This is a genomic window from Acidobacteriota bacterium, assembly GCA_016716435.1.
Lineage (GTDB): Bacteria > Acidobacteriota > Blastocatellia > Pyrinomonadales > Pyrinomonadaceae > OLB17.
On record JADJWI010000002.1, the window covers coordinates 1 to 13,679 of the forward strand.

Annotated in this window: 19 protein-coding genes, 1 tRNA gene and 2 pseudogenes; 6 read left to right on the plus strand and 16 right to left on the minus strand. The window is 54.8% G+C overall.

What is annotated here, in order from left to right; all coding sequences use genetic code 11:
- Positions 1 to 350: 350 nt before the first annotated feature.
- From IPM21_03020 to IPM21_03045, 6 genes and pseudogenes are all read left to right on the plus strand, one after another.
- Positions 351 to 680, plus strand: a complete 330-nt coding sequence (locus IPM21_03020) for an HAD hydrolase family protein (GenBank protein ID MBK9162874.1) — start codon at positions 351 to 353, stop codon at positions 678 to 680.
- Positions 655 to 1,095, plus strand: a complete 441-nt coding sequence (locus IPM21_03025; protein ID MBK9162875.1) for a peptidylprolyl isomerase — start codon at positions 655 to 657, stop codon at positions 1,093 to 1,095. Before IPM21_03020 ends, IPM21_03025 begins: the two co-directional genes overlap by 26 nt.
- A 54-nt stretch (positions 1,096 to 1,149) precedes the next feature.
- Positions 1,150 to 1,594 (plus strand): annotated as a pseudogene (locus tag IPM21_03030) (D-tyrosyl-tRNA(Tyr) deacylase).
- Positions 1,591 to 1,884: a hypothetical protein gene (locus IPM21_03035; GenBank protein ID MBK9162876.1), complete on the plus strand. Its 294-nt coding sequence runs from the start codon at positions 1,591 to 1,593 to the stop codon at positions 1,882 to 1,884. The pseudogene IPM21_03030 and the gene IPM21_03035 overlap by 4 nt, the downstream one beginning before the upstream one ends.
- A 161-nt stretch (positions 1,885 to 2,045) precedes the next feature.
- Positions 2,046 to 2,219 (plus strand): annotated as a pseudogene (locus IPM21_03040) (peptidylprolyl isomerase).
- 20 nt (positions 2,220 to 2,239) lie between these two features.
- Positions 2,240 to 2,315, plus strand: a tRNA-Arg gene (locus IPM21_03045).
- A gap of 242 nt (positions 2,316 to 2,557) precedes the next feature.
- Here IPM21_03045 and IPM21_03050 read toward each other — a convergent pair.
- The 16 genes from IPM21_03050 to IPM21_03125 all read right to left on the minus strand — a co-directional run bounded on the left by IPM21_03050 (position 2,558) and on the right by IPM21_03125 (position 12,902).
- Positions 2,558 to 2,881, minus strand: a complete 324-nt coding sequence (locus tag IPM21_03050) for a hypothetical protein (protein ID MBK9162877.1) — start codon at positions 2,879 to 2,881, stop codon at positions 2,558 to 2,560.
- Positions 2,882 to 2,981: 100 nt separating this feature from the next.
- A complete protein-coding gene (locus IPM21_03055) occupies positions 2,982 to 3,368 on the minus strand; it encodes a hypothetical protein (protein ID MBK9162878.1) in 387 nt (128 codons plus the stop codon).
- Entirely contained in the window at positions 3,319 to 4,026 is a 708-nt protein-coding gene (locus IPM21_03060; protein MBK9162879.1) for a hypothetical protein, read from the minus strand. Before IPM21_03060 ends, IPM21_03055 begins: the two co-directional genes overlap by 50 nt.
- Positions 4,027 to 4,288: 262 nt before the next feature.
- Entirely contained in the window at positions 4,289 to 5,011 is a 723-nt protein-coding gene (locus tag IPM21_03065; protein ID MBK9162880.1) for a tape measure protein, read from the minus strand.
- Positions 5,012 to 5,191: 180 nt separating this feature from the next.
- A complete protein-coding gene (locus IPM21_03070) occupies positions 5,192 to 5,587 on the minus strand; it encodes a hypothetical protein (GenBank protein MBK9162881.1) in 396 nt (131 codons plus the stop codon).
- A 104-nt stretch (positions 5,588 to 5,691) separates the two neighbouring features.
- A complete protein-coding gene (locus IPM21_03075; protein MBK9162882.1) occupies positions 5,692 to 7,545 on the minus strand; it encodes a phage major capsid protein in 1,854 nt (617 codons plus the stop codon).
- Between the two features lie 26 nt (positions 7,546 to 7,571).
- Entirely contained in the window at positions 7,572 to 7,772 is a 201-nt protein-coding gene (locus tag IPM21_03080) for a hypothetical protein (GenBank protein ID MBK9162883.1), read from the minus strand.
- 391 nt (positions 7,773 to 8,163) lie between these two features.
- Complete coding sequence (locus IPM21_03085) at positions 8,164 to 8,430, minus strand: hypothetical protein (GenBank protein MBK9162884.1); 267 nt, start codon at positions 8,428 to 8,430, stop codon at positions 8,164 to 8,166.
- A 14-nt stretch (positions 8,431 to 8,444) separates the two neighbouring features.
- The gene (locus tag IPM21_03090; GenBank protein ID MBK9162885.1) at positions 8,445 to 8,726 is read right to left on the minus strand and encodes a hypothetical protein; all 282 of its coding nucleotides are present in this window, start codon (positions 8,724 to 8,726) and stop codon (positions 8,445 to 8,447) included.
- Between the two features lie 63 nt (positions 8,727 to 8,789).
- Positions 8,790 to 9,008 (minus strand): hypothetical protein, encoded by a 219-nt coding sequence (locus IPM21_03095; protein MBK9162886.1) that lies wholly within the window; start codon positions 9,006 to 9,008, stop codon positions 8,790 to 8,792.
- 70 nt (positions 9,009 to 9,078) lie between these two features.
- A complete protein-coding gene (locus tag IPM21_03100) occupies positions 9,079 to 9,897 on the minus strand; it encodes a helix-turn-helix domain-containing protein (protein ID MBK9162887.1) in 819 nt (272 codons plus the stop codon).
- Positions 9,898 to 10,068: 171 nt separating this feature from the next.
- A complete protein-coding gene (locus IPM21_03105) occupies positions 10,069 to 10,260 on the minus strand; it encodes a hypothetical protein (protein ID MBK9162888.1) in 192 nt (63 codons plus the stop codon).
- 88 nt (positions 10,261 to 10,348) lie between these two features.
- Positions 10,349 to 10,951, minus strand: a complete 603-nt coding sequence (locus tag IPM21_03110) for a hypothetical protein (GenBank protein ID MBK9162889.1) — start codon at positions 10,949 to 10,951, stop codon at positions 10,349 to 10,351.
- Positions 10,952 to 10,961: 10 nt separating this feature from the next.
- Positions 10,962 to 11,198: a hypothetical protein gene (locus tag IPM21_03115; GenBank protein ID MBK9162890.1), complete on the minus strand. Its 237-nt coding sequence runs from the start codon at positions 11,196 to 11,198 to the stop codon at positions 10,962 to 10,964.
- Complete coding sequence (locus IPM21_03120) at positions 11,198 to 12,430, minus strand: tyrosine-type recombinase/integrase (protein ID MBK9162891.1); 1,233 nt, start codon at positions 12,428 to 12,430, stop codon at positions 11,198 to 11,200. The genes IPM21_03115 and IPM21_03120 overlap by 1 nt, the downstream gene beginning before the upstream one ends.
- 283 nt (positions 12,431 to 12,713) lie before the next feature.
- A complete protein-coding gene (locus IPM21_03125; GenBank protein MBK9162892.1) occupies positions 12,714 to 12,902 on the minus strand; it encodes a hypothetical protein in 189 nt (62 codons plus the stop codon).
- Between the last annotated feature and the right edge of the window lie 777 nt (positions 12,903 to 13,679).

The following is a 13,679-nucleotide window of genomic DNA, read 5'->3' on the forward strand; positions in this document are numbered from 1 at the left end:
AGGTAAGTTTGGCGGCGATGCTTTTGCTGATGCGGATCCCATGGAGAAAGAATTCTTCTGTGGCGACCGTATCTCCGGACGACAACGTCCCTTGCAAAAATATGTTCAATGGTGAGACGTTACGGCAGTGAAGCGGAAGAATCCGTTCACCACGTTCATCTGCTCGAAAGATGTGATCGCAGACCACGAGAAGTGATACATATCTCATTCTCAGGCGGCTGCGGGCGAATGGCTGAAATACAATCCATTTTGGCGGGCGAGCGGCGACACGGTGCATTGTTTGGCTACCGGTTCTTACCCGAAGCGATTTCACGCTTCTCAGTATTCTGCCGGACCACGCATCCAGAGACGTGGTTGCCAACTTGCCGAACGCCACGGCGTTGCCCGTGACGGTGGAAATGGCGATCGGTGATAACTTTAACGACGTCGAAATGCTCGAATTCGCCGGAACCGCGGTCGTGATGGGAAACGCCGATCCGAGTCTGCTTGAACGAGACGATCTTTTAGCAACGCTCAGCAATGACGAGAATGGAGTTGCCGCCGCTATTGACCATTTATATTCGGAAAGTCGTAGGCCGAAATCCCGAATTAACCTTTCGGTCCCAATCGTGCTAACTTTTTTGTTTTGTAACAAACCTATTTTAGGAGCAAGTAATGAGCAATCGAACTGCAGTAATTGAGACCAACAAAGGAACGATAAAGTTTGAACTATTGGAACAGGACGCACCGAAAACGACCGAGAATTTTTCTGCCCCTCTTGTCCGAACGCAATTATTACGACGGCGTGATTTTCATCAGGTCATCAAGAACTTCATGATCAGGGCGGCGACCCGCTGGCGAGGGGCTACGGCGGCGAATCGGCCTGGGGCGGAAGATTTGATGACGAGATCGACTTTCGGGTTCCGATCTTTATTCGGGCGTCTACGAAAAGGGACCGTTGCAATGGCTAATGCCGGGCCGAATACCAGCGGATCGCAGTTTTTCGCCAATGCATATCGATTACCCTCTGCCCCCGAGCTGCACAAAGTTTGGCAAAGTGATCGAGGCCAGTCCGTCGTCGATGCGATCGCTGAGTTACCTGCATCCCGGCGATAAACGGTCAAACAGATCGTTATGAACCGCGTCTAGTATTGAGGAACCCGCCAGTTAATGCGGGCGGTTCTCCAGCTGTGTCTCTCGAGCCAGAGTAATAGTCGATGACGAGACTACCGGCGAGATCCGGCGCGTTTTACTGATTCTGCTCAGCGTCTCGGTAAGCGACACCGAGCGGGGAAGCAGATACGCTGGTTGAAAAGATCTTGAACATTCGGATCTTCGAAGCTCCGATGGCAAAAAATCTCTCGTTGATCGACACAAACGGCGGATTACTTGTCGTTTCTCAATTTACGCTTTATGCCGATTCGCGAAAGGGGCGCAGGCCGTCGTTCATTGATGCGGCTCGGCCCGAGGACGCGAATCGGCTGTATGAAATACTTCATTGCGAAAGCTCGAGCGGACCGAAAATGTCGAACCCGGCCGTTTTCAGGCAATGATGGTCGAGCTCGTGAACGATGGGCCTGTGACCATTATCCTCGACACCGATCAGCTAAAATGAAAAGTCTTGTAAGAATAGCAGCTTTCTCCTTCTTTGCCATCGTTTTGATTTCTTTGACCGCATGCGACCCCAAACCTGCGGCAAACAGCAGTTCGACATCTGAGGTCAAAGGTGTTGCCCCGGTCGCCGATAACGAGATCGCGGTGATCCGAAATGGAAAATACCCGGCATATGGCACGATCAAGATCGAACTCTACTCGAACATCGCCGATGGTCGCACGGTTCAAAGAGCCTCGCCCGTGAAGGTTTTTATGACAGCGTCACGTTTCACCGCATCAACCAGTCGGTGATCAAAGCGGTGATCAAATTCAAGGACAATGACCCGACCAACGACGGACAGGGCGGTTCGCCAAACCCAACGTTCCGGCGGAATTCTCGGATATACCGTATAACACCGCGATCGTAGGCGCTTTGCTCGCGGCCCAGACGTCAATTCGGCAAACTCCCAGTTTTTTATCACGCAGCGAAACGTGAGTCCGGATTTGATAACCGTTATACGGTCTTCGGTAAGGTCATTGAAGGCATGAACAATGTTCGTACCATCTCGGGCGTTCAGCCACGCGAAGGTGAACGGCCGGTCGAAGCGGTGAAGATAAAAACGATCCGTATTGAACCAAAGAGCTGAAACACGTAAAATACGCGTAGGCTCGCGTAGCTCAGTGGATAGAGCGCTTCCCTCCGGAGGAAGAAGTCGCAGGTTCGACTCCTGCCGCGAGTACCAATATTATCAATAAGTTAAGGGCATCCGACCGGATGCCCTTTGACGTTGCCACCTTACTTTCCACCTGAAAAGCCGGTCGCAATGTTTCGACCTTTCACAATTCGAAAGAAAATGTTTTTAGAAATTTTAGGCCGCGGATCATTACCCGAAGTCCGCGGCCTTTTTTCCGCCGTCGAGGTCCTTCCACCCCGCCGATGATCAGCGACGAGGTTTCTATGTATCAGCGGAAAGCGATCTTTATTTCAATCCGATGCTTCGACCGATGCGAACCGAGTCCGCTGTTGCGGCCGATATCGTCTGCAACCCGCGTTTGCGATCACGCCCGGGCTTTGCCTGACCCCGACCCGAACAACATCGCCGGGCCTCATTCCCTCGATCTTTTCCGATAGCCTGGCGACGGCTTCGGCGAGTTCTCGCCTTTCAGGATCACGTCCGCTGATAAACGCATTTTCCGATGCCCGCGAAAACGGATCGGGGGTTTCGTTCGGCCGCGAAGATCCGCCGTAGTTTGACGATGAACCGCTCGACGAGCCGGAAGATGAACCCGAACCACTTCCGCCGCCCATTGCACGGGCGCAGTACGGCCGAGACCGGCGGCACCGGCGATAACGGCAACGGTGGAATACATCGTTGCCGCGGCCCGCGTGCATCGATCCGGAAACAAAATCAGCGGGCATAAGCGGCAACCGATTCGGCGGCCTCAAAGACGGCTTTGATCGCGGCCTGAGTCGCGATACTAAAGGCCGTAGCCGAGCATCTGCAAAGCTGCCTTCGCCGAGAATTCGCCCGTTGTGAGCCATGCCACGCCCATTTGAACCAAACCGTTGACCATTCCGCCGAGCATCCCCGACAAACGCATTGACGTCCTGGTGAACCATCTGGAGCCGCTTGCTGAAAGGTCAGCATTGCGTTGGTCGCCGCATCGAACATCGGCACCAATTCACTGCCCAGGCCGGACATTATGCCGCCGTAAAGCGTACCAGGAGCCGTGGCCATTGCCGCCTCAGCATTTTGGCGGGCGATCGCCGCTCGTTCGGCTGCCCTCCGTTCCATCTCGGCACCTTCGAGGTCCCACCGCTTGTTCAAGTAATCGATGTCTTTCTTTCCAGCGTTGTTTGCGTTCGGTGTGGAGCTTTCGCTCTCCTTCCGTGGCCGCCTTTTTTTCCGATCGGCCTCGCTTTTCGCGTTTTCGGGCGAAGCGTTTCGATGTCAAGCTCAAGGATCGTCTGTTCCTGCAATGCTCAGTATGTTCATTCGTTCCGGGAACAAGCTTCTTGATGTATTCACCGAGTTTTGCTTTTGAATTCGAGCGTGTCGAGGCAGGGAATTCCTGAAAGCGTGCAACATCGGCGGCCGAACGCTTTTCGGCCTCGGCATACTCTTGAACGATCGCGAATCGCTTGCGGGCCTCAGCCGCAAAATAGGCCGTCTGGTCTTCGTAAAGCTGCCGGGCGATCCTAATGCGTTCGCGTTCGGCCTCTGCCGCTCTGCGAGCTGAATCGTCCTTCGGCGGGCGGGCGGGTTTGGCTCCGGGCGGTGTCGCCGCCGCGTTTGCCGGTGTACCGGCCTGCAATGCCCGCAGGCGATTCATTTCGCGGCGATAACGGGCGATGACGGCGTTGAACGCTTCCTCTTCACGCTGAAAGCCGGCAACTTCCTTGTTGAACGGATCGGCGGAGTCCTGAAAGCCTTTCGCGATACCCTCACCCATCGACGGCCAAGTCTGCCGCCAATGCCGACATAGGGGTCTGTAAAGCAGAGTTGATACCGGCGAAATCCTTTATCACCGATGGTTGACTGCTCGATGCCTTGCCCGATCGCTTCACCGATGGCGAAGCCGAACGAAACGCCCTGACGGGTTACATCTTCCTTTTGACTTTGGAGTGATTGGGCTATCTTCGACGAGAATTTTGATATTTCATCATAGATCGGCTGAAATGCGGTGCTTGCGGTGTCGAGTGCGATATTGCTGATTATCGACATCGCACCGCTGAAGGTCTGGGCCTGCTTCTGCATCGCCCCGCCGAAGTTAGCCCGCGAGAAATCTTCGAATGCCCGCAAAGCACTTCAGCCGACAGCTCGCCGTCCTTTGCCATTTTCTGCAATTCGGCCGCCGATTTGCCAAGCTGTTCTGAGAGTATCCGCCAGGCCGGGATGCCGCGTTCCGCGAGCTGATTCATTTCCTCGGCCGAGACCTTCCCCTTCGTTACGACCTGCGAGAACGCAAGGCTGATGCCTTCCATGCGTTCGGCCGTAAGTTCGCCGGTCGCAGCCGCCGTGTTGCCGATCTCCCGGATCAACGGAACGATGCGCTCGAGCTGTATCCCGGCACCCTGCAGCCGTTGCGACATCGATGTCAGCGATTGCAGACTGAGCGGTGTTTGCGTAGCGAGTTTGCGAAGGTCGTCGAGATGCTTTGTCGTAGCGGCGGCGTTGCCGATAAGTGTCGTGAACGCGATCCGCGACTGCTCAAGCCGTGAAGTGAAGTTGAATACGGCGGTACCGGCCTGTTCTGCACCGGCCGTTATCCGCGAAAAGGCATCTGCCGCAAGGCTGCCGCCGAAAACGGCACCCATGCCGCTCGATGACGAAGCCGCCCGCTTCGACATCCGGTCGATCGCCCGTTCGACATCGGTCAACTCGGCCTTTGCCTGTCGTCCGTCCGCCTGTATCTGATATCTGAGCTTAAAATCCATACGGCCTATTTCTTTCGCTTAAGCTTCGCTTCGCGGTTGCGAGCGGCGATATTTTCGGCCCGCATCTTGGCGCGGCCCGGTGAAACCAGAACAGGGGGCCAATTCTCGATCTCATGCGGCGGCTGACCGTATTCTTTCGCGATCTCCAGAGTCAGATACTCCGGAAATGTCTTGCCCGCTTTACCTTCGCTCTCGATCCATTGAGCTACTTCGCGGGCTGTGTTTTCCCGCCGTCATGTCCTGATTGATCGCATCGCGGAGAGCCGTCAGATTGCGGATGTCCTGGGCATCGAGCCAATCTATCGTGATCGGCGAAGGAACATCGATCCCGTCGGGAAGGCCGGTCAGTGAATGAAGCATCGGTTCCAGCTCTTCACTCACCCATACGATCGCGGTCGGATCCTGCTCATACCGCCGCTGTGCCTCGATCCGCTGTGCCTTGAGCATTGCGACCGTCGGTGAATAATAATGCACCGAGATCTCGGTGCTGATGACGTCGCCGGATTCCGAATTCGATTCCCAATTTGCGGACGTTTCGCGTATCGTCCGGGCCTCTCGCTGAATTTTCGTTTTCATAGGTTTATTTGTATTGAAAAGCCCGCCGGATCTGTTCCAACGGGCCGCCTGAGCTTTACACCGATAAGGTTTCGGGTTTAGATTGTGGCCCGAACTGTGCAGCCTTACGATGCAGCCGTGATAAGTCCGCAAACCGGCCCGGCATTGGTCGTATCGCCAACACCGAAGCTGCAATTGACATCAAAACGAGCGGTTGCCCGGAACAATAGAGCGTCTTTCCGAAACAGGATCGAATCGTCGATCGCGGTCGTGAATTTTCGACGGTCCGCAAGACGTGCTCCGAGTCCAAGGTCACCAAAAAGTGCACAAACCTGGCTGTTTGCTTCGCTCGTTGGCATCACCCGCGTGAAAACGACCGGATAGCCGAGATAACGACGGTTGCGAGCGTCCTCGATCTCGGTCGGCGTTGTCCCGGACGCGGCGAGAAGCAATTTCACCATCACGTTGTAGTAGAAGCGTCGTGAAACGTACCATTTCGCGTTGCCGGTATCCGCATAATCGGGCAACCGCCCGACCACGCCCTCGAAATCGACCAGAGCGAGTTCGCTGTATGCGTTGCCGGAACCGACCTGGAGCCCGGCGATATTGGCTGGGGAAGCGTCGATGCCCTTGAGTGCTTCGCGAAGGCCGACCATCCCGCCGTAGGTCGATGTCCCGTCGCCGTTAAAGCCGCAGATGTCCTCTTTGTACGCGAAAGCACGCCCGGCGGCATCGGCAAGGTGATCGCCGATCGATATGGCCGAATCTTCTGATACTTCGCTCGAATAGGGCACCAGAACCATCTGTTTTTTGGCTGTGTAGCCGATCATGCCGAAATCGAGGTCCTGATCGGTTCCCTCGGCCATTTCGCCGACAAACGCACTCGTGAGTTCGCCGTTCAAGACCGGATCAGTGCGCCGATCGCTGCTCATTGGCACGATGTGAGCGTTCTGCCGGAAAATACCGTACTGCTCCATGAGCTGCACGATGTCATTTCCGAATTCTTCGGGCACGGTATAGCCGCCTTTTTCGTTGATGCCTTCGACCTGGGCGGCCCGTGTGATCATAAGACCGTTTTGCTGGCACCAATTGCGGCTGGCGTTATTGCCGAGCGGTCCGCCAAGGATCCATTGACCGAAGCGATAGGCCCGCTCTTCGGCACCCTCGCCCTTGAAGGCTCGCAGCTTGCCGTATCGCGGAATACTCCGGGCAAACTCGATCCGCTGTCCGCCCTGACGTTCTGCGGCCGTCCAGGGATCCATGGGAAAAACCTGCGGTTGGGTTGATGCCGCGGCCTTGCGCTTGGCCAAAATAGCGACACGCACCGCTTCGCGGTTGGTCGCAGAATTTGCAAGCAGCATTTCGCGAGCAAGGTTCGCTTCGCCGTAAATCTCGGCAAACGCAATGATCTCATTCGGATCGTTCGGGTTAATTTCGTCAAATTCGTCCATTTTCGTCTTCTCCAAAAGTGATCGGCCAACGCCGACCGAAATGTCTGCCGGGATCGAAACAATGCTGATCTCGAACGGTTCCCAATCGTCAGAGCGGTATAGATCGGGCTGCCCTTTCTCGGTCTTTTCGCGGTGCATCTCGTGGACCATGAAGCCGACCGAGACGTTACGGCGTATGCCGTTCTTAACGTCGCGAAAAATTTCTTCCGCCCGTTGGCTGTCGCCAAAACGAACATCAGCCCGTGCCATGCCGTCATTGCCCAATGTGAAACTTTCGACCACCCCGATCTGATCGCTCGGATTGTGATCCATCAGCAGCGGTGCTCCCAACTTGAGCCGGTCGGAACGCATCGCCTTTCGATTCATCGAAAGCTGCAGGCGGCCAAACCAATGATCCACCGGCTTGTCGGACGCAAACGCGAGCGACACGATTCGATTCTTTTCGTCGACGCCCCGCCGATAAACCGCGAGCGACTGCCGCGGCGGTTCGGTCTTAAATCGTTCGAGAATTTCGCCGATCGATGCCATGCGAGAGAGTTTAGAGTTTTTCCCGGCTATTTATTTTCGACTTTTTCAAAAATACGCGCGGGCCTTCCGCGGCCGTCGATCGAGAACGGTTTTTCGCGCAATTCGCGAAGATATCCGGATTCGATAAGGTCGTTCAAAAGGTCTTCGAGTTCCGGCCGTGGAATCCCGGTGACCGCCAAAAGATCGGCGAAACGACGATTGCCGTCTTCGATAGCAGCGAAAACCATTTGCAATTTCTGTGGCCGGCCGAGAATGTACGCGATCTCGATCGAGGCGATCGCGTGTTTGAGAGCTCGACGGCCCGGAGACTTCGCGGGAAACCGATAAGAGCATCTGCCGGAGCAAGCCAATCGTGAATGCAGCGGTTTCTCGAAAATCAGTAATCATTTGGCCGTCGTTGATGAATCACTTTTTTTTTATAAACTTCGCGACCAAGCGCGGTCGTGCGATACCCGCTTCTTTTTTTTTCCTCAGGAGGGAGCCGCGAACGAAAGAGCGCGCTAATGAATGATGCCGCGGCCGAGCAGCCGGACCAGGCCGCGGCGTATTCGCGAAGTTTCAACATATCGACTAGAGACGGAATGGATTCCATGTAGCCGCCGGCCGTCTTCGCGAAGATCAATCGAAGCGCGAAGGCCACTCGTCTTCGCCTTCGACGAGCCTTTTCAACCACTCGATGTGATTCGGCCGGCATTCTTTCTCAAGACGCTTGATGAATTCCCGCCGTCCGTCTTCAGGCAACGATTGCAGATATTCCTGGATCAAAGGTGCGACCATCAATTGCAGGCCGAAAAAATAGTCCGCAAGGCTTTCGAACACCCGGACGATCTCCGGATTTGAATCCCTCTCCGATCTGAGAAACGGGATTTTGGTATCGTCGTTCATCGCAATTCCCCTATTTAATTCTCGGCCATCTTCGACCAATCGACTGACATTTGATCAAGAACTTCCCGAACTGATTGCCGTGTCTCGGTCCTAGGCTCGAGACCGCACTTCTTGCGCAATTCATTCTCGAACAAATCTCCAAGGCCCATGTTCATTTTCTCTACGGCAAGGATCAATGGTTCCGACTTGGCACCGATCATTTCAAGCATCGATTGCAGTAAAAATGCGTTGACGACCGTCAATGCCTTGAGATCGGCGAAATTTTCGATAGCAATTATTTTTTCCCTTTCCAACATCAAATTTCCCTCCAATTTGCATAAACGCTGTCGAGCCAGCTCTGCGTGATCGCAATCCTCCTCTTAATTCTCGTAGTCGTTCGGTGCGACAGCGGCCTCGCTGTGGTCACATCGAACAAAGCCAGATTTCGCGGTGTCGGCCGGATGTTCTTTAAACCGAAAACCGCCGCCGTAACAAAGGTCGCAATCAGCCGCCGAGTCTGTTTGCAGCGTTGCGCCGATGGCCGCGTCCTGCCGCAAGGCCGACTCTTCGGCCTTGATCGCTTTCCAGGCGGCGATCATGCCGCCATGGCCAAGCGGGAAGGCTGAATCGTGATCGCGTGCGGCGCGTCGATAAACGTCGTCGAGCCTGTTAAGTGGAATGATCTCGAAGAGGATCTCCGCCCACGTCGCGGCCTGCAGTAAGGCCTCCTGTTCCGTCGCCGGCGGCGAGCTGGCGAGCAGCCGGGTTTTCTGGACGAGCAAGAGACAAACCCGCGTATAGTCCGGCGACGGCGTCTTCGTTCGCGACGAGCTGCTCGCCGAGCTTGATCGTTCCGTCGAGTCTTTCCATATTTCGCTCTGACGCTGAAAATTGATTTTTTCCATTTCGGCCTCCTTTGGCGTTCAATATCCAATTCCGCCATGTGGCGGTCCAGTCGAGCTTCCGGGCACCCTGTCCCGCCTTCGCCCGCCAATAGTTACAAAATTTCTCCGTCTCGATGCCTACGTCGATATCCGGCCGCCTCTCTGCTGCGTAGGCTCGCATCTCGGCGGTGAGAAGAAACGGATCGGGAATTCGAGTGCCTCTCTTCTGTTCTTCCTTCTGTTGATTCTGTTCTTCTATATATGAAGTTCCTGATTCGGGAACTTTCTTACCGAAATCGGGAACTTTTTGTTCCGTCTTTCGGAACGTTCCGAGACTCGGAACTTTTGGCGGTTCGTCGGGAAAAACATAGTTGCCGTGCTCATTAGGAACGGCCCAGCCTTTCGCTTCCAAACCGGCCAATGCCTCCGAAACATGGGACTTGTTCATACCGATAAGGGCGGCGATCGTCACCTGCTTTGGATCGCATCTTCCCGTCGCCTGGTTCTTGCTCAAGAGAAGGCCTAGCAGCGTCCGGATCTCTGATTTCGACAACTCGCCGAGCCGCCGAATGTACTCTTCCGGTGTCTTTGCGAATTTGCTCACGGCCGGCACACCTCCAGGCAGGCGAGAGCGGGCCGAAGCCCGCCGTCTGGCGGAAACGTGCAGATAGACTTTTGATCGCGCTTAAGGTTAGAATGCATGGGTACTCGATCTCGACCTTGCCCGGCGAAGATCTCAAAAGAAAATGGCTCAGGCTGCATACCTGGGCCTTTTCTATTTCCCGGTTTCCTCAAAAAATTGCTGTACGGACGACGCCCGATATCGCACCCGGCCGCCCACAAAAAAGTGTGGCAGCGGGTTGTGTCGGCGATTCCGAAGCCGCCATGCCGTCGTCGCTGACATCAGGTAACGGCGGCGAAGTTCGCGATCATCGATGATCTCGGCCTCGTTTTTCGCGTTGCTCAAACTGTCCAAGTTTTCCATAAAAAAACGCGGCGAATGTTCGCACGCGTTCTAATGTAAGGGAAACGAATTGATAAGTGCGTGAGTGAAACTATGGCGGAGTTTTCCGCACGGTTTGCATTACGGCTTTTTTCAGCACCTTGAAACTCGGTAGACCGTGATCGGCGAGCTGCCGGCGAAGGTTTGAGTCTGACCAGCGAAACTCGATATCGGCAACCTTGCCGGCGGTGATCTCTCTTTCCGGAAGTCCGGCGAGTATCAATGCCGCGATGCGTTCACGAGTGCGGCGACTGATATCGTCGGAAGCTGACACTTTGCCGTGTTTCCGGCCCGTCGTGATACCCCTATAAATCCCAGGAGCGATCTCCTGATAACGGTCGGGCGGTGTCAGCAATCCCTTCAGCATGGAGTGAATAGCGTTCGTTGCTTCGTCGACGAGATCCTTCGGCGAAAGCCCTTCGATCGAATGAACCGTGTGAGCGTCGTTTCCTTGTGAAAAACGAATCAACATTTCGGCACCCGCCGCCGTCTTGATCACGCGGATCGTTACCGACTCTTCGTCAGGCTGCTCGGGCGGAAGATTGCCCGGAACTTCGTTCGGTTCGAGAGCAAAGAAATCGTCAGCATCCCCAGCATTTGCGAACCCGTCCTTACTCGAAATCCTGACCGTATGTCGTGTGAATCTAGTCGGCATGAGACTTTTTTCAGTCGAGAAATTCCGGCCACTCGTCGGCCAGCTCATCGATCCGCATCTGAATTAAATCCAAATAAACGTCCTTCCGCATCTCGAACGAGAGATCTGCCGAAAGACTTATCATCGTTCGGCCGTTCGCCCTCCAAAGAAAACCTTTGAGATGAAGGCCTTCGATCACTGCAACTTCGACAACGCCTAGCGTTGGATCGTTCATCTCAAAAGTCTCGACAATATGCACTTTGTTCATTAGTTGATCGCCTCCGAAGCAAGTTGAATTCGTTCCTGATTCGCGGCGTCGATACGGTCAGCAAACTGCTGCATCTCGACGGTCGCAACCTTGTTGTAATGTTCCTGCAATATTCTCAGGTCCTTGTGGCCAGTCGCCGCTGCGATCATGCCGAGATTCGTTCCGGCGGCGATATGCCGCGTTGTGAACGTTCGCCGAAGGTCGTGAAACGTAAGATCCTTTATCTCGGCGATCGCGACGGCTGCCTCAAAAGCCTTGCCGATCCAATTTATCGGAAAGACCTCATCACCGTCGCCAAGTGGCCTGACGCGCTCGAGCTCGGCCGCTGTGCGTTCGGATAAGGGCACCAGCCGGGCATCGTTGGTTTTCGTGTTTGCCGCCGGAATGCGGACCACGCGACCGACCGTATCGATGTCCCGCCATCGCATTTTCAATATCTCGCCGCGGCGCATACCGCTGTCGAGCCCGAGCAACACGATCGCCTTCAGGAACGGGTTGCCGGTCTTGCGTTTCATCGTTTCTTGGCGTTCCCTTCCGCCGAGAGTTCGTTTGTACTTGATCTCACGTTCGGAAGGCTCGCACGCGGCCAGCAGACGCGGCTCCTCGACGGCCAGCAGAACGCGATCGCGGTCGCCCGTCGCCTGATGTATCAGCTTCCGCATTTTCTTCGTCTGACGGAAAGGATTCTCGACAATCCAGCCTTCGTCGATCGCGTAGTAGATCATTGAACGCATGATCCGAAGTTCCTTGTCGATAGTCGAACGCTTGATCGGCCGCTTTAGCTCTTCGGCCTTTGCGGTTTTGATGTCCTGGCCGGATCGCCATTCGATATACGCACTCAGGCTCGCTCGGTTGATCGTGTTAAGCCGTCGCTGTCCGAAGTACGATCGAAGCGTGCTTATAATGTATTTCGTCGAGTTAGATTTCTTCTCGGCGTAGATCTCTCGCTCGCATTCGTCCGCGAGATCGTTGAAGGTCTTTTGCTCGCCCGTTCGGATGTTGCCGCGGGATTCGTTAAGCAGCTTCTCAGCATCATCGCGGGCTTTTTTCGCTTCGCGTTTAAGGTCCCACAAACCACGCTCTTCCGTTCGCGGACGCCCGCCGTCATCAACAAATCGGATCCGATACGCATAGCCGCCTTTGATCGGAATCTCTTTGGTCGACCCGTCCTTGAGTGTGATTTTCCGTGTTCGTGGCTTTCGAAGAATGATCGATCGGCTAATAATCTCCATCTACTTCCTCATTAGTGAATTGCCTTACTGTTCCACCTTACTTTCCACTAGGAATCACCGGAAAAGGTGAAAATGACTGCAATAGAATGAATGAAGAGTTGAAGGAAGTCAATAAGAATCGGCCGATTCTATCGATATTGTCGAAGCGATTGAAATAGCGTGAAATCTAGCTTCTAACCCCTCCGGAGGAAGAAGTCGCAGGTTCGACTCCTGCCGCGAGTACCAGTATCACGAAAAAAGGGCGTCCATTGCGGACGCCCTTTTCTGTGATCGTCTGAATTGATCAACTGACCTTCAGCATCGGGTCGCCGATCAGCGTCCACGAAAGCCGAACATCGATTCCGCCGGGGATCGTTGATTTGGCATCCCTGATCAGATCCATTCGCGGGATATTGCCGGCACCGAGCTGGTTGTAGAACCGCTGTGCCATGACCTCCTGTACGTCCGGCGTCGTGGTCCCGTTGATGCCCACGCTGCAACACCTCCTCCGTTGTTCGAGAAGAGAAGCGTTTCAGCAAGACTGTCATTATCGATGCTTAGAAAGAAACCACATTGGGCGGGTCAGCATCGTTTAAACAGCTTCGTGCCGGGTTATTGACGCACTGTGTTTGGCCGTTCGTGCAGGTCACGCTGAATATCGAAAGAACGACAATGCCGCCCAACCGCCGGTGGTGCCATGCCCTGCATAGTTCACAAAGAACTTGCCCGAATTGATCGCTGAAACAAGTGTTGCCTGCAATTTTGCTGGCCGCGGCCAACCACATTGTCATGGTCTGCCACGCAGGGAGTTAGTTTCGAATCCGGCCAGTTGCGCTGTGCCCCTCAAAATCGTAACCGTCCGGCGGTCGTGGCAAAGAGGGTGCCGCGACCGAGCGGTTAACGAGCTGCTTCCCAATTGGTCACTTTGCAAGCGTACTAGTGACGGTTTGCCCGCTCCGCACCCGGGGTGCGGCCGACTGCGATCTCGGCAAGGCCGTCGCCGCCAAAAGTCCGCCAGATATTCGTCGCTCGGGGTTTCGGTAAATATCGTGTTTACCGATCTGGTCGGGATATAATTGTGATAGCCGAAACCGCGGAAGTTCCGAGGATCAAAGAATGCGTCGCCAACGATCAGGGCGTACTGCGGCTGAACCTGCCAGGACGAAGGCGTACTGAAGGAACAACTTCACAAGAACAGAGCTTAGAACGCCGTAGTTAAACTCGTCGTAGATCTCATCTACATTAACGGTCTTGACCGTGATGCCTGTCC